We start from the raw sequence: 19,858 nt of genomic DNA, 5'->3' as shown, positions 1-19,858 counted from the left end.
GAGGGATCGCCCGGCCCGGCGGCACGACGGCGACCCATGCCCTGGACGGCCGGCAGATCCAGACGCTGGAGGACTTCTGGCGGGTCATGGGGGAGGCGGTCAACGGCCCCGGGGGCTACTTCGGGCGGAACCTCGACGCGTTCCACGACTGTCTTCGAGGCGGTTTCGGCACCCCGGACGACGAGGACCACAAGGTGGAGTGGCGCGACCACGCCGACTCCCGGCGGGCGCTCGGACACGCGGAGACGGCCCGTCAGCTGGACATCGGGTTGAGTCGATGCCACCCCGTCAACCGTCCCGGGGTGGCCGAGGAACTCGCCGCGGCCCGTGCGGGTGAGGGCCCGACGGCCTTCGACTGGTTGGTCGAGATCTTCGAATGCGAAGTGCCCGGCGTCCTGGTGCTGCGCTGACCGGCCCATCGGCTCGGGTGGGAGCCGCCCGGAACGGACCTCCGAGCCGGCTCGGAGCCGTCACGCGCTCGGACTCCGGTCGCTCTTCCCGCCCGGCAGTGCGTGCAGCTTCCACCTGCTGCGGAACTCCTTCCGCCGTACGGCTCCGAGGGGGGTGACGTCCTGCGCGGGCCCTCCGAGGGGAGACGTCCACGCGGGTCGGAGGTCGGAGGCGATGCCCTGGAAGCCGTCGGACAGGGCGATGCGCACGGTGACGCGTTTGCCGACGGGCTCGCGCCGGACCTCGAAGCCGTGGGCGACGGCCATCACGATCTCCAGACCGTGCTGACCGACCCGGTCGACGTCCGCGGCCCGGGCGGCGGGCAGCACGGGGTCGGAGTCCCACACGGCGATCTCCACCGCGTCACCGATGACGCGCAGGTCCAGCAGGGCCGGCCCGGGCGCGTACTTGCAGGCGTTGGTGATCAGCTCGCTCACCACCAGCTCCGTCACGTCCAGGACGCGCTGCGAGATGCCGAAGCCGTGGTCGTCCCGCACACGTCTCAGGAAGTCCCCGGCGAAGTGGCGGGACCGGGCGATGCAGGCGCCCTCGCCGTCGAGGGCCACGCTGGCCTGCGGGACCATGGTGTCCGGCGCCGCGCCACCGCAGGCCGCCGGGACCGGTTCCACGATCGCCTTTTGTTCCCCGTTCACGATCCCGTCACGTACCCGGTTCCTCGCGGCTCACACCTCGTCCCGCCGTGAGATCGACCTCGCGGGGCCCCGGCCCCCTCGCCGACCGACCCTTCCCCAGGGGGGCACCGGATCGGTGGCGGGTGCCGCGCCGGGCGGGTCCCACCCGGCGCGGCCCGGTCCGACGCGCACCGCCGGCCCGGCCCTCCTGACCGCCGTCGGCGTCACCCTCGGCGACGGCGCCCGTCGGCCAGGAGGTCCGACCGCGCCGACGGCCCCCATCGGCCTTTTCCGCCCCGGCGCCCCCGCGGCGTCGTGCCCCGGCGCCCCCGCGGCGCGGCACGACGAGGTGACCGGCGTGTGTGAAAGGCGAAAGCCAAGGGTTAACTCAAGACTGAAGGAAAGTCGCGCCAGGGATATTGACCGCGGCTCACGGGGGCGGCAAGGTTCGGGAGAGCGCTCTCCCCCGCGCTCCTCTCGCTTCAAGGAGACCCCCCATGTCCATGTTTGGCATGCCCTTGACCACTTCACCACCCGCTCGCGGACGGCTGCGGCGCGGTCTGACGGGCGCCGTCGTCACCGCGCTGGCCGCGACTCTGCTCTCGGTCGTTCCGGCGACGTCCGCGCAGGCCGCACCCGTGCTCCTGTCCCAGGGCAAGCCGGTCACCGCGTCCAGCCAGGAGCACTACGGGACCCCGGCGACCGGCGCGGTCGACGGGGACCTCGGTACCCGTTGGTCCAGCGCCGCGTCCGACGCGCAGTGGCTGCAGGTGGACCTGGGCAGCCCCGTCGTGCTCAGCCAGGTGGTGCTGCGGTGGGAGGCGGCTTACGCCAAGGCCTACCGGATCGAACTCTCGACGGACGGCACCAACTGGTCGACGGCCTACTCCACCACGACCGGGGCGGGCGGCACCGAGACCGTCGCCGTGTCCGGAACCGCCCGGTACGTGCGGATGCAAGGAGTGACGCGAGCGACCGGTTACGGCTACTCGCTCTGGGAGTTCCAGGTGTACGGCGGCGACGGAGGCGGTCCGACCCTGCCGGGCGGCGGTGACCTGGGCCCCAACGTCCACGTCATCGACCCCTCGACCCCGAACATCCAGGGCCGGCTGGACGAGGTGTTCAGGCAGCAGGAGTCGGCCCAGTTCGGCTCCGGCCGCCACGCCTTCCTGTTCAAGCCGGGCACGTACAACAACCTCAACGCCCAGATCGGCTTCTACACCCAGATCGCCGGTCTCGGACTGCGCCCCGGCGACACCACGATCAACGGCGACGTGACCGTCGACGCGGGCTGGTTCAACGGCAACGCCACCCAGAACTTCTGGCGCGGTGCCGAGGGCCTGACCCTCAACCCGGTGAACGGCACCGACCGCTGGGCCGTCTCCCAGGCCTCCTCCTTCCGCCGCATGCACGTCAAGGGCGGCCTCAACCTCGCCCCGAACGGCTACGGCTGGGCCAGCGGCGGCTACATCGCCGACTCCAAGGTCGACGGCCAGATCGGCAACTACTCGCAGCAGCAGTGGTACACCCGGGACAGCTCCATCGGCGGCTGGTCCAACAGCGTGTGGAACCAGACCTTCTCGGGCGTCGAGGGCGCTCCGGCCACCTCGTTCCCCGAGCCGCGCTACACCACGCTCGACACCACCCCGGTCTCCCGCGAGAAGCCCTACCTCTACCTCGACGGCAACGAGTACAAGGTGTTCGCGCCCGCCAAGCGCGTCAACGCCCGCGGCACCACCTGGGCCAACGGCACTCCGCAGGGCGAATCCATCCCCCTGAGCCGGTTCTACGTGGTCAAGCCGGGCGCCACCGCCGCCACCATCAACCAGGCGCTCGCCCAGGGCCTGCACCTGCTGTTCACCCCGGGCGTCTACCACGTCGACCAGACCATCGACGTCAACCGGGCGAACACCATCGTGCTCGGCCTCGGCCTGGCCACGATCATCCCCGACAACGGCGTCACCGCCATGAAGGTCGCCGACGTCGACGGCGTCCGCCTCGCCGGCTTCCTGATCGACGCGGGCCCGGTCAACTCCCCGACCCTCCTGGAGATCGGCCCGCAGAACGCCTCCGCGGACCACGCCGCCAACCCCACCACCATGCAGGACGTCTACGTCCGCGTCGGCGGCGCCGGTGCCGGCAAGGCCACCACCAGCGTGGTCGTGAACAGCGACGACACGATCGTCGACCACACCTGGGTCTGGCGCGCCGACCACGGCGAGGGCGTCGGCTGGGAGACCAACCGCGCCGACTACGGCGTCCGCGTCAACGGCGACGACGTCCTCGCCACCGGCCTGTTCGTCGAGCACTTCAACAAGTACGACGTCGAGTGGTACGGCGAGCGCGGCCGCACGGTCTTCTACCAGAACGAGAAGGCGTACGACGCGCCCAACCAGGCCGCCATCCAGAACGGCGCCACCAAGGGCTACGCCGCCTACCGCGTCGACGACTCGGTGAACACCCACGAGGCGTGGGGCCTCGGCAGCTACTGCAACTACAACGTCGACCCGAACATCCGCCAGGACCACGGCTTCAAGGCACCCGTCAAGCCGGGGGTGAAGTTCCACAGCCTCCTGGTGGTCTCCCTCGGCGGCATGGGCCACTACAACCACGTCATCAACGACACCGGAGCCTCGACGGTCCCCGCCGGTACCTCCACGGTTCCCTCCACGGTCGTCAGCTTCCCCTGATCCGACCCCTGCCCCCACCCGCCAGGTGGTGAGGACCTCCGATTCCCTTCCGGGCCGGGTGTTCACGTCCCCGCGGCCCGGCCCGGAAGGGCTTGCGCAACAGCACCGTGCGTCCCCCTCCACGAGCAACGCCGCATGCGGAGGTCAGCCACCGAGGCCGGCCGGCTGCGTCCCGGCGTCATGAACCAGCCAGGAGCACACGTGTCCAGCCCTCCTTCCCCCTTCACTCCCTCCCGCCGCCGCGGCGGGACGTCCCTCGCGACGCTCGGCGCCCTGCTCGCCTCCTCGCTGGCCCTGGGCCCTGCCCCGCAGGCACAGGCGGCCGACGCGCTCCTCTCCCAGGGCAGGCCGGCCACGGCCTCCTCGCAGGAAGGCGAGGCGTACGCCGCGGGAGCCGCCGTCGACGGCAACCTGACCGGTACCCGCTGGTCGAGCGAGCGGCGAGACGGCGAATGGATCCAGGTCGACCTCGGAGCGAGCAAGAACCTGAGCCGCGCCGTCCTGACCTGGGAGACCGCCTACGGCAAGAACTACGAGATCCAGGCGTCCGACAACGGCACCGACTGGCGGACCCTGAGGACGGTGACCGGCAGCGACGGCGGCACGGACGAGATCGCCGTCTCCGGGTCGGGCCGTTACGTCCGCATGCAGGGCGTCACGCGTGCCGGCGGCTACGGGTACTCCCTGTGGGAGTTCCAGGTCTACGGCAGCGACGGCGGCGGCACCAATCCGCCTCCCGCCGGCGCGGTCAAGGTGACCGGCTCCCAGGGCAACTGGCAGCTGACCGTCGGCGGGCAGCCGTACACCGTCAAGGGCCTCACCTGGGGCCCGGCCATGGCGGACGCTCCCCGTTTCATGCCGGACCTGAGGTCCATGGGCGTCAACACCGTCCGGACCTGGGGGACGGACGCCTCCAGCAAGCCCCTGCTCGACGCCGCGGCCGCCCAGGGACTCAAGGTCGTCAACGGCTTCTGGCTCCAGCCCGGCGGGGGCCCCGGCGCCGGAGGCTGCGTCGACTACGTCACCGACACGACGTACAAGAGCAACGTGCTCACCGAGTTCGCCAAGTGGGTCGACACCTACAAGTCCCACCCGGCCACCCTCATGTGGAACGTGGGCAACGAGTCCGTCCTCGGTCTGCAGAACTGCTACGGCGGCACCGAGCTGGAGGCGCAGCGCAACGCCTACACCTCCTTCGTGAACGACGTCGCGAAGAAGATCCACTCCATCGACCCCGACCACCCCGTGACCTCCACGGACGCGTGGACCGGCGCCTGGCCGTACTACAAGCGCAACGCTCCCGACCTCGACCTGTACGCGATGAACTCCTACGGCAACCTCTGCAAGGTGCGCCAGGACTGGATCGACGGCGGCTACACCAAGCCGTACATCATCACCGAGGGCGGTCCCGCCGGCGAGTGGGAGGTCCCGAACGACGCCAACGGCATCCCGGACGAGCCGACCGACGTGCAGAAGGCCGACGGCTACACCAAGGCGTGGGGCTGCGTCACCGGCCACCAGGGCGTCGCCCTGGGCGCCACCCTCTTCCACTACGGCCTCGAACACGACTTCGGCGGCATCTGGTTCAACCTCGTGCCCGACGGGCTGAAGCGGCTGTCGTACCACGCCGTGAAGAAGGCGTACACCGGCTCCACGGGCGCCAACACGCCGCCCGTCATCACGAACATGACCGTTTCGCCGGCCTCCGCGGCCCCGGCGGGCCGCGAGTTCACGGTCCGCGCCGACATCCGCGATCCCGACGGCGACCCGATCACCCCCAGGATCTACCTCAGCGGCAACTACGCCAACGGCGACAAGCGTCTCGTCGACGCGCAGTGGCGCTCCACCGGCAACGGCACCTTCGCCGTCACCGCACCCGAGAAGCTCGGGGTCTGGAAGGTCTACGTCCAGGCCGAGGACGGCCGCGGCAACGCCGGCATCGAGACCGAGTCCGTCAAGGTCGTCGCCCCGCCCGTCACCGGCACCGACCTCGCCCTGAACAGGCCCACCACCGCCTCCTCCGCCCAGGCGTCCTACGGCGACTGCCCCTGCCCCGCCGCCAACGCCACCGACGGCGACCCGAACACCCGCTGGGCCAGCGACTGGAGCGACCCCCAGTGGATCCAGGTCGACCTCGGCTCGGCCAAGCCCATCCGCACGCTGCAGCTCGTATGGGACCCCGCCTACGCCAAGTCCTACGAGGTGCAGGTCTCCGACGACGGCAACGCCTGGCGGACCGTCCACACCACCACCACCGGCAACGGAGACGTCGACACCGTCGAGACCGCCACCACCGCCCGGTACGTCAAGCTCCGGCTGACCGCCCGGGGCACCGGATGGGGCTACTCCCTCCACGAGTTCGGCATCTACGGCTGATCGAGCCGGACCCCGCGAACAGGGGTGACGGGGCCTGCCGCTCGACCCCGTCACCCCGCACCACCGCACGAAGCGAAAGCCGTCCACCCCATCAGTCGCGCGGCGCCTCCGCGTTCACGCGAACCCTCCCCCCACGGGCAGGAGATCCCCATGAGATCGAGTCCGAAACGGCTCTCCGTACTCCTCGTCAGCACGGCCCTCGTCGCCGGCTTCCTCGGCATCGGCACGATGGCCTCGGCCGCGGACCCGGACGGCGGCACCCCACCCGCCGCCACGGCCGCCCACCACGTCGGGCACCAGACGGCCGTCTCCACCCAGGCGTCGGGCGACGACACCGATGGGGACGGGTACATCCCCGCCGTACCCCAGGTCACCGGTGTCGTCCCGTCCACGGACACCCCGCCCCCGGCCTACCACCACGAGTTCCAGGCCGGCTGTTCCGTGACCCACACCGCGCCGGACGACCCGATCGTCTACCCGGGCCAGTTCGGCAGGTCCCACGACCACACGTTCATGGGCAACACCTCCACCGACGCCTCCAGCACCACCGCCTCGCTCTACGGAGGCGGCACCACCTGCAAGGCGCCCGCGGACGCGTCCGCGTACTGGATGCCCTCGCTGTACAAGGGCGACCAGAAGATCCTGCCCGTCGGGCCCCAGGTCATCTACTACAAGTCGGGCGTCACCGACTACCGGAGCGTCCGTCCCTTCCCCAAGGGGCTGCGGTTCGTCGTCGGCAACCCGACGCAGACCGCCCAGGAGTTCCGCGGTCACAAGGGCTTCGTCGAGGGCTGGGAATGCGGTGACAGCTTCTTCAACGTCGACATCCCGGCGAGCTGCCCGAGCCGGCCCGACGTGCAGCTCAACCTGCGCATGCAGGCCCCCAGCTGCTGGAACGGGCTGTACCTCGACACCCCCGACCACAAGAGCCACATGGCCTACCCGGTCGTGAAGCCCGGCACCAACGACAACATGTGCCCGGCCTCCCACCCGGTCGCCCTGCCGATGATCGAGTTCAAGATGGCGTGGCCGGTCAACGGCGACATGAGCCAGGTCCGCCTGGCCAGCGGCCGCGGCTACTCCTTCCACTACGACTTCTTCAACGCCTGGGAGGAGCGCACCCTCAAGGCCCTGGTCGACCACTGCATCGACGGCGGCCTCCAGTGCGACACCCGGGGCTTCGACCTGTACCACCCCGAGCGCGGTGCCGTGCTGAACGCCGATCACCGTCTGCCCTGACCCGGTGGGCCGATCCGCCACCCGGCCCGGCCGCCTCGGGGAGCGGCCGGGCCCCCGCCGTACCGACGAAGAGGAAACGAAGGAAGAGGCAAGTGGGTAGCGATGCCTGACGACATGCCGGACCGGTTGGTCGAGAAGCTGAACCTGGCGCAGAAGGTGCGCCTGCTGACCGGCGCCACGACCTGGCGGACGGCCGCCGAGGAGACGATCGGGCTCAGGCAGATGGTCTTCTCCGACGGGCCGGCGGGCGTACGGGGCGAAGCGTGGGACGAGCGGCGCACCTCCGCCCTGCTGCCCTGCGCTTCGGCCCTCGGTGCGTCCTGGGACGAACAGCTGCTGCGGGAGCTGGGAGGCCTGCTCGCGGCCGAGGCCGTACGCAAGGGCGTCGACGTCGTCCTCGCGCCCAACCTGAACCTGCACCGCACCCCGCTGGGCGGCCGGCACTTCGAGTGCTACTCGGAGGACCCCGAACTGACCGCCCGTACCGGTGCGGCGCTGATCAGAGGAATCCAGGACCGGGGGATCGCCGCCACGGCCAAGCACTTCGTCGCCAACGACTCCGAAACCGACCGGCTCCGCGCCGACGTCCGCCTCTCCGAGCGGGCCCTGCGCGAGGTGTACCTCGTCCCCTTCGAAGCCGCCGTGGAAGCCGGCGCATGGCTGCTCATGGCCGGCTACAACAGCGTCGACGGCACGACGATGACCGCCCACCCCCTCCTCTCCGAACCGCTCAAGGGCGCCTGGGGCTTCGACGGGGTCGCCCTCTCGGACTGGGCCGCCGTCCGCACCACCGAGGAACCGGCCCGGGCCGCCCTCGACCTGGCCATGCCGGGACCCGGCGGTCCCTGGGCGGCGCACCTCGTCCGAGCCGTGGAGGACGGCAGGGTCCCCGAGACGGCCCTCGACGACAAGGTGCGCCGTCTGCTCCGGCTCGCGGCCCGCGTCGGTGCGCTCCAGGCCCCCTGCCACCGCCGTCCGCCGCCGAGCCCGGGACCCCCCCGGCCCCTGCTGCGCCGCGCGGTCGCGGCCGGAGCGGTCCTGGTGCGCAACGAGGGCGTCCTGCCCTTCGACCTCGGCGCCCCGGCGACGGTCGCGGTCATCGGCGAGCACGCCGCCTCGCCCCGCGTCCAGGGAGGCGGCAGCGCCGGCGTGTTCCCCCCGGCGGTCGTCACTCCGCTCGACGGCATCCGTGCGCACATGCGCGGACGGGGCCGGGTGGTGTACGCCCCGGGCCCCTCGCTGAACGCGCCGCCGTCGCCGTTGGACCCCGGCAGGTGCACGGATCCCAGGTCGAACGAGCCCGGTGTGCTGCTGCGCTGCCTGGACGCCGAAGGACGTGAACTCTCCGCCGAGCGGCGCCTGTCGGGACGACAGCTCGAACCCGACCTGCCCCCCGGTGCGCACACCGTGGAGATCAGCGCGTCGTTCCGGCCCGAGACCACCGGCATGTGGACCTTCGGCATCGGCGGCTTCGGCAGGATGACGCTCAGCGTCGACGGGTGCGCCGTCCTCGACGGGACCCACCCCCGCGCGACCGACGATCCGGCGATCGTGCACGTCACCCCGCCGTTGCACACCGCGGCGGTGCACCTGGTCGAGAACCGGGCCGTCCACCTCGTCGCACGCCGCGAACTGGTCTCCGGCACCGGTCGTGCCACCGTCGTCGCAGCCGCGCCACCGGAGCGGGACCCGGCGGTCGCTCTGGCCGAGGCGGTGGAAGCGGCCCGTGACGCGGACGCCGTGATCGTCGTCGTCGGCACGACCGAGCACGGCGAGACGGAAGGCCACGACCGCACGGACCTGTCCCTCGGCCCTCGCCAGGACGACCTCGTCCGCACGGTCGCCGCGGCCAACCCCCGGACCGTCGCCGTCGTCAACAGCGGGGGCCCGGTCGAACTGCCCTGGCGCGACGAGGTGGGCGCCCTGCTGCTCGCCTGGTTCCCCGGCCAGGAGGCCGGCGCCGGCCTGGCCGACGTCCTCTTCGGCCGCACCGAGCCGGGCGGCAGGCTCCCCACGACCTGGGCGGCTTCCCTCGCCGACGCGCCCGTCACGCGCACCCGGCCCGTCGACGGCCGGCTCGACTACGCCGAAGGCATCCACATCGGGTACCGCGCCTGGCTGCGCGAGGACCGCGAACCCGCCTACTGGTTCGGACACGGCCTGGGGTACACCACCTGGGAGTACGGGCACGTGGACGCACCGGCAGAGATCGAGGCCGGAACGCCCTTCACCGTCCGGACGACCCTGCGCAACACCGGGGAGCGCCCCGGGCGCGAGGTCGTCCAGGTGTACGTGGCCCGCCCGGGATCGCGCGTGGAACGCCCCGCTCGGTGGCTGGCCGGATACGCGGCGGTCCACGCCGACCCGGAGCAGGAGGTGACGGCCGAAGTGACCGTGGCACCGCGCGCGCTACGGCACTGGTCCTCCGAAGAGGGTGCGTGGCGCATCGAGCCCGGCCCCTACCGGCTCATGGTGGGGCGCTCGGCGGGGGCCGTGGAGCGGGAACGGCCCCTGACCGTGAGGGAACCGGAATCGGTGAGCACGGAGGGAGGTGCGGGAGGGCTTCCGCGGAACCCCGGACGAGGGGGAGCGCGATGACGGGCAGGACGTCCGCCCGCCGCGGTCGAAGGGCTCCCGGCCCAGGGCTCCCCGCGCGACGCGAGACCCGGGCCCCGTCGGTCCGCCCGGGCGGTCGAGGCGCCCCGAGGGACCGCGGCCGAAGGAGGAAACGGCACGTTAAAGTGCCGGAGTGGACAAGCGGGGGCCGACTCTGGAGGACGTGGCCCGGGAGGCAGGCGTCTCCCGGGCCACGGTGTCGCGCGTCGTCAACGGGGTCCGCAATGTGGACCCCGGGATCCAGGACCTGGTCCGCCAGGCCATTCGGGCCACCGGATACATCCCGAACGGCGCGGCGAGGTCCCTGGTGACGCGACGCGCGCGGACCGTGGCCCTGCTGGTCTCGGGCGCGGGTGACGGCTTCGCCGCCCGCGTGTTCGCCGACCCCTTCTTCGGCCGCATCGTCAGCGGCGCCATGACGTACCTGCGCGGGCGCGCCATGCACCCGGTGCTGATGTTCGCCGAGTCGGACGCGGCCAGGGAGCAGGTGGTGGACTACCTGCGACAGGGAAGCGCCGACGGCGCCCTCGTCGTCTCCGTCCAGGCCGACGACCCGCTGCCGCAGATGCTCCTCGACGCCCGGGTCCCGGTCGTGCTGTTCGCGCGCCCGCCGCAGCCGTTGCCCGTGAGCCACGTCGACATGGATCACTACCGGGGCGGACGGCTGGCCGCCGAGCACCTGCTGGCCCGCGGGTGCCGGCACCCCGCGACGATCAGCGCGCCGCACGACCTCCCGGCCGGCCGTGACAGACTCGCCGGCTTTCGCGACGCCCTCGAACACGCCGGACGAGGCCCGGCACCGGTCGTCGAGGGTGATTTCACCCTCGACAGCGGCGCTGCGGCGATGATCCGCCTCCTCGAGGACCACCCGGAGGTGGACGGCGTCTTCGCGGCCAACGACCTGATGGCGCAGGGCGCCTGCCAGATCGTGCGCGAGCGGGGACGACGCGTGCCCGAGGACGTGGCCGTGGTGGGTTTCGACGACTCCAGCATCGCGATCACGTGCCGGCCACCGCTGACGACGGTGCGTCAGCCGGTCGAGACGATGGCCGCCGCCATGGCGGAACTGCTGGCCGGTCAGCTCCAGGGATCCGCGGGCGGCCACACGCACATGCTCTTCGACCCCGAACTCGTCGTACGCGAGTCGGCCTGAGGGACCGCCGCCGACTCCGGGCCGGAGCCGGAGTGCGCGGGGCCCGTGCCTTTCAGTGCGCCGTCCGTTGCCGGAGGGTGGTCTCCCAGGCCGGCACGGGCTCTTCGACCGCCGCGGGCGCGCGGCGGCCTCCACGCGCGAAGAAGTCGGCGAGCGGCAGGATCGCCGCGCCGACCGTGACGGCGTCCGGTCCGAGGCTGCCGAGCTCGATGCGCACGTGGGAGGCCGGGTAGGACAGGGCGTAGGACGTGGCATGGGTTCTGACGCCGTCGAGGAACCGGGCGCCGAGCTGGAGGCCCGCCCAGCCTCCGACGAGGATCCGCTCGGGCTGGAAGAGGTTGATCAGGTCGGCGAGTCCGGCGCCGAGGTACTCGGCGGTCTCCTCCAGGACGGCGAGCGCGGTCGTGTCGGTTTCCGCCCCGGGGTCGGAGGGGTGGGCGGCGGCGAGGAGCGCGGTCAGTGCGGATTCCTCCTCCGCGCCGACCGGGGGGCGGCCGCCCGCTTCGCGCCAGCGTTCCAAGAGCGCCTCCGCGCCCGCGTAGGCCTCCAGGCAGCCCCGGGCCCCGCAGCGGCAGCGGCGCCCCCGGACGCGTACCGTCAGGTGGCCCCACTCCAGTGCCCGCCCGGGGCCGAGCGGATCCGTCACCACGCACGCGCCGACCCCGGAGCCGAAGAGCACCACGACGGCGCTGCTCGCTCCGCGTCCGGCACCGAACCACATCTCCGCCTGGCCGAGCGTCTTGGCCCCGTTGTCGATGAAGTACGGCACGGACTCCGGCAGGGGCACGGACTCCCGCAGCAACCGTTCCAGGGGCACGGCGTCCCAGCCGATGGTCTGCCCGTGCACCACGGCGCCGTCCTGCGGCGTCCTCGCCACGATGCCGGGGACGCCCACGCCCACGCCCAACAGCTGCCCGGCGTCGATGCCCGCCTGCCGGACGACCTCCTCGATGCCGTCCCGGAGGCGGTCCACGACCACGGCCACCTCGTACCGGGCGGTCTTCGGCCCCGAGGTCGCCAACGGGCGCTCGGTGCGGGCCAGTTCGGTGAACGCGAGGTCGAACAGCTCGATCCGGACCCGCGTCTCGCCGATGTCGACACCGATCATGCAAGCGCTGTCCCGACGGATGCGCAGGAGCGTGCGGGGCCGGCCGCCGGCGGAGTCCACGCTGCCGGCCTCCTCCACCAGGCCCTCGGCCACCAGATCCGCCACCACGTTGCTGACCGAACCCGAGCTCAAGCTCGTCACCGGCCCGAGCGCGAAGCGGCTCAGGGGGCCGTCGAAATACAACCGTTGCAATACCGCGGCGCGGTTCTCCCGCCGCAGGTCACGCACCGTACGGCCGCTGCGCATGCTCACCGGACACCCTCATTCCCTCGCTCCTGTGTGCAACCTACCGCCGCGACCCCTCTTGACGCGACCTTCTCCCGAGGTTTAACTCACATCCTAAATTAAGCCGAGAGGCTAGGGGTGGCCGCGGGACACCACCCCCTCGCCCTCCTTGGCTTTCGACTCCCTGAAAGGGACTCCAGGAGCATGCGCAGAATCAGAGTCGCAGCCGTCGGTGCCGTCACCCTCTCCCTCGTCCTCACGGCGACCGCCTGCGGCGGCGGTGACAACGGCGCCGGAGCCGAGAAGACCCTCACCTACTGGGCCTCCAACCAGGGCGCCGGCATCGAGGTCGACAAGAAGGTCCTGCAGCCCGAGCTCGACAAGTTCGAGAAGCAGACCGGGATCAAGGTGAAGCTGGAGGTCGTGCCCTGGGCCGACCTGCTCAACCGCATCCTCACCGCGACCACGTCCGGCCAGGGCCCCGACGTCCTCAACATCGGCAACACCTGGAGCGCCTCCCTCCAGTCCACCGGCGCCCTGCTGCCCTGGGACGCGAAGAACTTCGAGGCCATCGGCGGCAAGGACCGCTTCGTCGACTCCGCGCTCGGCTCCACCGGGGTCCAGGCGCAGGACCCGGCCGCCGTCCCGCTGTACTCCATGGCCTACGCGCTCTACTACAACAAGAAGATGTTCAAGGACGCCGGCATAGCGAAGCCGCCGGCCACCTGGGACGAGCTGATCGCCACCGGCAAGAAGCTCGGCGGGGACGGCAAGGGGGGCATCGGGGTCGAGGGCTCCAACCTCTCCAACAACATCCACCAGGTCTTCGTCCTCGGCAAGCAGCACGGCGCCGACTTCTTCACCCCCGACGGCAAGGCCGACTTCACCTCCGACGGCGCCGTCGCCGCCGTCAAGCAGTACGTCGACCTCATGGCCGCCCACAAGATCGTCGCGCCCGGCAACGCCGAGTACGCCCAGAACCAGTCCCTCAGCGACTTCGCCAAGGACAAGACCGGCATGGTCCTGTGGCAGACCGCGTCCGCCACGTTCAAGGCGCAGGGCATGAACGAGGACGAGTGGGGAGTGGCCCCCGCCCCGGTCCCCTCCGGCAGGCCCGGCCAGGGCCGGCAGACCAACTCGATGGTCGCCGGCATCAACATGGCCGTCTTCAAGAACACCAAGAACCTCGACGGCGCCCTGAAGTTCGTGAAGTTCATGACCGGCGACGAGGAGCAGATCCTCCTCAACAAGTCCTACGGCTCCATCCCGCCGGTCAAGACCGCCCAGCAGGACCCCGCGTTCAGCGGCCCCGCACTGACGGTCCTGCGCGACACCCTCGCCACCAGCGCCGCCGCCCTCCCGCAGGTCCCCGAGGAGTCGCAGTTCGAGACGGTCGTCGGCACCGCCGTCAAGGAACTCTTCGCCGACGCCGCCGCCGGCCGGCCCGTCACCACCGAGTCCGTCAAGGCCAAGCTCGAAAAGGCCCAGCAGCAGATGTCCGAGAAGTAGGCCGCCCCGCCATGACCGAAACCGCCGTCACTCCCGCACGGGAGCCGGCGGTGCGCAAGGCCGCACCCGGAGAGGCGCCCGCACCGCGCCGCTCCGGGCGTCGCCGCGTCGCACTGCCGTACCTGCTGCTCCTGCCCGCCCTGTTCCTCGAACTGCTCGTCCACCTCGTTCCGATGCTCATGGGCATCACCATGAGCTTCCGCGAGCTCACCCAGTTCTCCATCCGCAACTGGTCCGAGGCGCCGTGGTCGGGGCTGGACAACTTCTCCGTCACGCTCGACTTCGACGCCCCCGTCGGCCGGGCGCTCCTCACGTCGTTCCTGACGACGTGCACGTTCACGGTCCTGTCCGTGGGCCTGTGCTGGCTCCTCGGGACGGCCGCCGCGATCTTCCTCCAGGAGGAGTTCCGGGGCCGCGGCTTCCTCCGGACGCTGTTCCTCGTGCCGTACGCGCTGCCCGTCTACGCCGCCGTGATCACGTGGGCGTTCATGTTCCAGAGGGACAACGGGCTGGTGAACCACGTCCTCCACGACCAGCTCGGCATCGGCGACGGTCCCGCCTTCTGGCTGATCGGGGACAACAGCTTCTGGGCCCTGCTGACCGTCTCCGTCTGGAAGGGCTGGCCGTTCGCCTTCCTCACCGTCATGGCGGGGCTCCAGAACATCCCCCGGGACATGTACGAGGCCGCCGCCCTCGACGGGGCCGGCGTGTGGAAGCAGATCCGGCACATCACCCTGCCGTCGCTGCGGTCCGTCAACCAGGTCCTCGTCCTGGTCCTCTTCCTCTGGACGTTCAACGACTTCAACACGCCGTTCGTGCTCTTCGGCAAGGCGGCGCCCGAGGCCGCCGACCTGATCTCCCTCCACATCTACCAGTCGTCCTTCCAGACGTGGAACTTCGGCACCGGCTCGGCCATGTCCGTGTTGCTCCTGCTGTTCCTCCTCGTCGTCACGGGCGTCTACCTCCTGCTCACCACCCGCGGAAGGAGGACCTCCGATGTCTGACACCCTCCACCGGCGCCCGGCCCCGCCGCGCTCCCCGATGGCCGCGCCCCGCTCCTTCCTGTGGACCCGGCGGATCTTCCTCACCCTGCTCACCGCCTTCGTGGTGCTGCCGGTGTACGTGATGATCTCCAGCTCGCTGAAACCGCTGGAGGACGTCTCGGGGAAGTTCCAGTGGATCCCCTCCGGGCTCACGCTCCGCCCGTACGTCGACATCTGGGAGACGGTCCCGCTCGCGGACTACTTCGTGAACTCGATCGTCGTCGCGGGCGCGGCCACGGTCTTCTCGGTGGCCGTCGCGATCTTCGCCGCGTACGCCGTCAGCCGGTACTCCTTCCGCGGCAAACGGGCCTTCACGGTCACCGTCCTGTCGACGCAGATGTTCCCCGGCATCCTCTTCCTGTTGCCGCTGTTCCTCATCTACGTCAACATCGGCAACGCCACCGGCATCGCGCTGTTCGGCTCCCGCGAAGGTCTGATCCTCACCTATCTGACCTTCTCGCTGCCCTTCTCCATCTGGATGCTCACCGGGTACTTCGACTCGATCCCGCGCGAGCTGGACGAGGCAGCGAAGGTCGACGGCTGCGGGCCGATCAGGGCGCTGCTCCGCGTCATCGTCCCGGCCGCGTCCCCCGGCATCGTCGCCGTCGCGATCTACGCCTTCATGACCGCCTGGGGCGAGGTCCTCTTCGCCTCCGTCATGACCGACGACACCACCCGCACCCTCGCCGTCGGCCTCCAGGGCTACGCCACCCAGAACGACGTCTACTGGAACCAGGTGATGGCCGCCTCCCTCGTGGTGAGCGTCCCCGTCGTCGTCGGCTTCCTCCTCCTCCAGCGCTACCTCGTCGCCGGCCTCACCGCCGGCGCGGTCAAGTGACAGCCCCCTGCGCCGCCTCGACCACGGCTTCATCCACCCTCTGCCCACCGATCACGAAGAGGTCCCCCGTGTCCGAATCCACCGACCCGCGTGCCACGCTCGACCTGGAGGCGTTCCCCCCGTCCTTCGCCTGGGGCACCGCGACCTCCGCCTACCAGATCGAGGGCGCCGTCGCCGAGGACGGCCGCACCCCCTCCATCTGGGACGCCTTCTCCCGCGTGCCGGGCGCGATCGACAACGGAGACACGGGCGACGAGGCCTGCGACCACTACCACCGCTGGTCCGAGGACATCGCGCTGATGAAGGAACTCGGCACCGACGCCTACCGGATGTCGATCGCCTGGCCCCGCGTCGTCCCCGGCGGCGACGGGCCGGTCAACAAGGCCGGGCTCGACTTCTACGACCGGCTCGTCGACGGCCTCCTGGACGCAGGGATCACCCCCTCCGTCACCCTCTACCACTGGGACCTGCCGCAGAGCCTCCAGGACCGGGTCCAGGACAGCCACGGCGGCTGGACCGAGCGGGCCACCGCCGAACACCTCGCCGCGTACGCCTCCGTCGTCGCCGAGCGCCTGGGCGACCGGGTCACCCGGTGGGCCACCCTCAACGAGCCGCTCTGCTCGGGGTGGATCGGCCATCTGGAGGGCCGGATGGCGCCGGGCCTCACCGACCTCACGGCCGCCGTCCGCGCCTCGTACCACCTCCTCCTCGGGCACGGGCTCGCCACCCGGGCGATCCGCGCCGCCGCCCCCGGCGCCCGGGTCGGGCTGGTCACCAACCACTCCACCGTCGCGCCCGCCTCCGACCGCCCCGAGGACCTCGCCGCCGCGGCCCGCATGGACGGCCACACCAACCGCTGGTGGCTCGACCCGGTCCACGGCCGCGGCTTCCCCGCCGACATGCGCGAGCTGTACGGCGTCGAACTCCCGGAGCGGCAGGGCGACATGGAGGCCATCGCGGCCCCGCTCGATTGGCACGGCCTCAACTACTACTTCCCGGTCACCGTCGCCGACGACCCGACGGGCCCCGTCCCGTACGCCCGCGAGGTCCGCCTCCCCGGCGTGCCCCGCACCGGCATGGACTGGCAGGTCGACGGAGGCGGCCTGGAGGCCCTCCTGCTGCGGCTCACCGAGGACTACGGCGTGCGCGAGCTGTACGTCACCGAGAACGGTTCGGCCTTCCCCGACGCCGTCGGCCCCGACGGCGCCGTCCACGACCCGGAGCGCACCCGCTACCTGGAGGAGCACCTGGCCGCCTGCGCCCGCGCCCTGCGCAAGGGCGCCCCGCTCGCCGGCTACTACGCCTGGTCCCTGCTCGACAACTTCGAGTGGGCCTACGGCTACGACAAGCGCTTCGGGCTCGTCCACGTCGACTACGCCACCCAGCGCCGCACGGTGAAGACGAGCGGCCGCCGGTACGCCGACCTCATCCGGGCCCACCGGCAGACGGCCACCGGCTGACGGGCCCGGCTGAGGGGCCCCGGGAAGGCCGAGCGGCCCGGCCCGGGCCGCACGGCTCATCCCGTCACCCCGGTGGGACTGCCCCTGGCGGCACCGTCACTTCGGCATGAGGACGGTGTCCACGATGTAGACGGTGGCGTTCGCGGTGGGCACGTTGCCGCAGACGACCTTGGACGTGTCGTTGACGGTGTAGTCCTCGCCGGAGCCCTTGGTGGTGATCTTGCCCTTCTCCAGGGTCTCGAAGCTGCCGTTCTCCAGCTGCTTCGGGGTGAGCTTCTGGCCGACGACGTGGTAGGTGAGGATCTTGGTGAGGGTGGCCTTGTCGTTGAGGACCTTGTCGAGGTCGGCCTTGGGGATCTTGGCGAAGGCGTCGTTGGTCGGGGCGAAGACGGTGATGTTCTCCGCGTTGTTGAGCGTGTCGACCAGGCCCGCCTTCTTCACGGCCGTGACGAGGGTGGACAGGGCGGGATTGTTGGACGCGGCGGTCGCGACCGGGTCCTTGGCCATGCCGTCGAACGAGCCGGCGCCCTCCTCGGGCACGGAAGCACACGCCGGGCCGAACGGTCCGGACATCGCCGTGCCGGTGCCGGGTCCGGTGGACGGCGAGTCGTCCTGCGGCGCCGGTGCCTGAGAGGCCGACGCGGAGTCGGCGGAGGAGTCGTTGCCGGAGTCGGAGCAGGCGGCCAGCGCGAAGGGCAGGGCGGCCGCGGCGGCGACGGCCACGGCGGAGCGTCGGAAGCGAAGCGTGTTCATGATTCTTCTCCTTGAGGGGTCGGCGCGCCGGCCCCCACTGGGGGACGGACCCGGGCGGAGGGCCCGGTCGCTGCTCACGACCTGTATTCGGGGCCGACCGCCCGTCGGATGGGCCGATCGCTCGGAAGAATGACTTCGGACGGAAAGGTTGACGTCCCGGGCCTGCCGGAGGGGTCGTCCCCGCGCCCGGGCCCCGGAGGTCAGCCGGAGGTGTCGAGGTGGGCGAAGACGACCAGGTTCTCGGTGTAGTCCCTCACCGTGCGGTCATACGCGCCCGCACACGTGATGAGCCGCACGAGGGCGTCAGGGGTGTCCCCGTACACGCGTTCCTCGGGGAAGTCGTTCTTCTGGAAGCTCTCCACGGAGTCGACGAGGAAGGCGGCCGTGGTGCCGTCCGCGCGCGCGACCTCGAAACTGTCTCCGGCCGCGAGTTCGCCGAGACGGGCGAAGACGGCCGGGGCCGTGGCGGTGTCGAGATGGCCGGCGATGAGGGCGGTTCCCCGCTCGCCGGGGGAGACGCCGGAGGCGTGCCAGCCGACCAGGTTCGTGTCATCGGCCGGCGGCGGGTCGAGGGCGCCGGAAGGTCCGATCTCCAGAGCGGTGAACGGCGCGTCCACTCCGATCTTGGGGATCATCAGACGGGTGGGAGCCGACCTCGGCATGGCGGGCCCGGCCGCCGCGGCCGTGCTCGACGAGGACGAGGGCGCGAGGCCCGGGACCGACGGCGCGACGGGCTGCGGCGCGGCGGCCGGAGCGTTTCCGGCGGGGGAGGAGGCCACGGGCAGGGGCTGTACGATCGCGTCCCGCGTGAAGACCCGCGGGCCGAAGAGGGCCATGAGCACCACCAGCACCAGCGTCCAGAACACGGTGGGGACGACCCACCGCGCGGCACGCCGGGGCGCTTCCGTGTCGACGGGGTCCGGTCGGGTCTTCACCACAGGTGCCTTTCGAAGTCGGACGGCGCTGCCGGCAGGGCGGGCCGAAAGAAAGAAGGAGGCCGGGTGCGGGGCCGCCCTTCCGAAGGCGGCCCCGCACCCGGCCGGGGGTCACGCTGCCGCGTCGGCGGCCTTCTTGCGGCGGTAGAGGGCGAACGCGGCCACCCCGCCGGCCAGCACCAGGGCGCCGGTCACGTTCGAGCCGCTGCTCGCCAGACCGCCGCCACCGGTGTGCATGCCGCCCTTGGGCTTCTCGTGCTCCTTGCCCCAGTCCTTGTCCTTCTCGTGGTCCTTCTTCTCCTGCTCGGACTTGTCAGTGGACTCGGACTCGGGCTTGGACCAGTCGTCCCCGTTCACCACCGTCGTGAGGGCACCCCCACCGGTGTGCATGCCACCCGTCGGCTTGCCGTGGTCCTTCTCGTGGCCCTCACCCTTCTCGTGGTCCTTCTCGCCCTTGTCGTGCTCTCCCTTGTCGTGCTCCTTCTTGTCCTTGTCGTGCTCCTTGGACCACTCGTCACCGCCGAGGAGGGACAGGGCACCGGAGCCGGTGTGCATGCCGCCGTGCGGCTTGTCGTGGTCCTTCTCCCGGCTGTGGGAGGAGTCGTCCTTGGACCACTCGTCGCCCGTGGTGAGCGCGTACGCGCCGGGGGCGGTCATGGCCAGGGCGGCGGCGGTGGCGGTGGCGGCGAAGAGAATGCGGGCAGAGCGCATCGATGGTTTCCTTCCGTCCGCTGCGCAGGCCGACCCACTGTCGGCCTCTCGTACACAGCGACATGGCCCACCGTCAGCCGATGCCTGTCCGCATGCCACTGGGACTAGTGCATCCGGGCT

At 71.4% G+C, this 19,858-nt stretch carries 15 protein-coding genes; 10 read left to right on the top strand and 5 right to left on the bottom strand.

Annotated elements, in window-relative coordinates; translation table 11 throughout:
- The first annotated feature begins 41 nt into the window (after positions 1-41).
- On the top strand, positions 42-410 hold the full coding sequence (locus tag ACZ66Z_RS01730) for a barstar family protein (RefSeq protein WP_469932250.1): 369 nt from the start codon (positions 42-44) through the stop codon (positions 408-410).
- Positions 411-470: 60 nt separating this feature from the next.
- Here ACZ66Z_RS01730 and ACZ66Z_RS01725 read toward each other — a convergent pair whose 3' ends face one another.
- Positions 471-1,103: an ATP-binding protein gene (locus ACZ66Z_RS01725; RefSeq protein WP_469931960.1), complete on the bottom strand. Its 633-nt coding sequence runs from the start codon at positions 1,101-1,103 to the stop codon at positions 471-473.
- Between the two features lie 482 nt (positions 1,104-1,585).
- Here ACZ66Z_RS01725 and ACZ66Z_RS01720 point away from each other — a divergent pair, with 482 nt between their 5' ends.
- The 5 genes from ACZ66Z_RS01720 (at position 1,586) to ACZ66Z_RS01700 (ending at position 11,156) form a co-directional block, all read left to right on the top strand.
- Positions 1,586-3,772, top strand: coding sequence for a discoidin domain-containing protein (locus ACZ66Z_RS01720; RefSeq protein WP_469932249.1), 2,187 nt, complete (start codon positions 1,586-1,588; stop codon positions 3,770-3,772).
- 180 nt (positions 3,773-3,952) lie between these two features.
- Positions 3,953-6,148 (top strand): discoidin domain-containing protein, encoded by a 2,196-nt coding sequence (locus ACZ66Z_RS01715; protein ID WP_469932248.1) that lies wholly within the window; start codon positions 3,953-3,955, stop codon positions 6,146-6,148.
- 150 nt (positions 6,149-6,298) lie between these two features.
- A complete protein-coding gene (locus ACZ66Z_RS01710; RefSeq protein ID WP_469931959.1) occupies positions 6,299-7,387 on the top strand; it encodes a DUF1996 domain-containing protein in 1,089 nt (362 codons plus the stop codon).
- 102 nt (positions 7,388-7,489) lie between these two features.
- On the top strand, positions 7,490-9,985 hold the full coding sequence (locus ACZ66Z_RS01705; RefSeq protein ID WP_469931958.1) for a beta-glucosidase: 2,496 nt from the start codon (positions 7,490-7,492) through the stop codon (positions 9,983-9,985).
- A 151-nt stretch (positions 9,986-10,136) separates the two neighbouring features.
- Positions 10,137-11,156 carry a LacI family DNA-binding transcriptional regulator gene (locus ACZ66Z_RS01700; RefSeq protein WP_469931957.1) on the top strand — a complete coding sequence of 340 codons (1,020 nt, stop codon included), beginning with the start codon at positions 10,137-10,139 and terminating at the stop codon, positions 11,154-11,156.
- A 52-nt stretch (positions 11,157-11,208) separates the two neighbouring features.
- Here the strand turns inward: ACZ66Z_RS01700 and ACZ66Z_RS01695 are convergent, their stop codons facing one another.
- Entirely contained in the window at positions 11,209-12,510 is a 1,302-nt protein-coding gene (locus ACZ66Z_RS01695; protein ID WP_469932247.1) for an ROK family protein, read from the bottom strand.
- 183 nt (positions 12,511-12,693) lie between these two features.
- Between ACZ66Z_RS01695 and ACZ66Z_RS01690 the strand changes: the two genes are divergently transcribed.
- The 4 genes from ACZ66Z_RS01690 (at position 12,694) to ACZ66Z_RS01675 (ending at position 17,339) form a co-directional block, all read left to right on the top strand.
- A complete protein-coding gene (locus ACZ66Z_RS01690; protein WP_469931956.1) occupies positions 12,694-13,998 on the top strand; it encodes an ABC transporter substrate-binding protein in 1,305 nt (434 codons plus the stop codon).
- A gap of 11 nt (positions 13,999-14,009) precedes the next feature.
- Complete coding sequence (locus tag ACZ66Z_RS01685; protein ID WP_469931955.1) at positions 14,010-15,002, top strand: carbohydrate ABC transporter permease; 993 nt, start codon at positions 14,010-14,012, stop codon at positions 15,000-15,002.
- A gap of 37 nt (positions 15,003-15,039) precedes the next feature.
- Positions 15,040-15,879, top strand: coding sequence for a carbohydrate ABC transporter permease (locus ACZ66Z_RS01680; RefSeq protein WP_469932246.1), 840 nt, complete (start codon positions 15,040-15,042; stop codon positions 15,877-15,879).
- Positions 15,880-15,947: 68 nt separating this feature from the next.
- Positions 15,948-17,339, top strand: a complete 1,392-nt coding sequence (locus ACZ66Z_RS01675) for a GH1 family beta-glucosidase (RefSeq protein ID WP_469931954.1) — start codon at positions 15,948-15,950, stop codon at positions 17,337-17,339.
- Positions 17,340-17,435: 96 nt separating this feature from the next.
- Here the strand turns inward: ACZ66Z_RS01675 and ACZ66Z_RS01670 are convergent, their stop codons facing one another.
- From ACZ66Z_RS01670 to ACZ66Z_RS01660, 3 genes are all read right to left on the bottom strand, one after another.
- A complete protein-coding gene (locus tag ACZ66Z_RS01670; protein WP_469931953.1) occupies positions 17,436-18,092 on the bottom strand; it encodes a fasciclin domain-containing protein in 657 nt (218 codons plus the stop codon).
- Between the two features lie 200 nt (positions 18,093-18,292).
- Positions 18,293-19,027: a class F sortase gene (locus ACZ66Z_RS01665; RefSeq protein ID WP_469931952.1), complete on the bottom strand. Its 735-nt coding sequence runs from the start codon at positions 19,025-19,027 to the stop codon at positions 18,293-18,295.
- 111 nt (positions 19,028-19,138) lie between these two features.
- Positions 19,139-19,738, bottom strand: coding sequence for a hypothetical protein (locus tag ACZ66Z_RS01660; RefSeq protein WP_469931951.1), 600 nt, complete (start codon positions 19,736-19,738; stop codon positions 19,139-19,141).
- Between the last annotated feature and the right edge of the window lie 120 nt (positions 19,739-19,858).

The sequence above is a fragment of the Streptomyces sp. NPDC107498 genome, from assembly GCF_055582805.1.
This window is presented reverse-complemented; position numbering and strand designations above follow the sequence as displayed.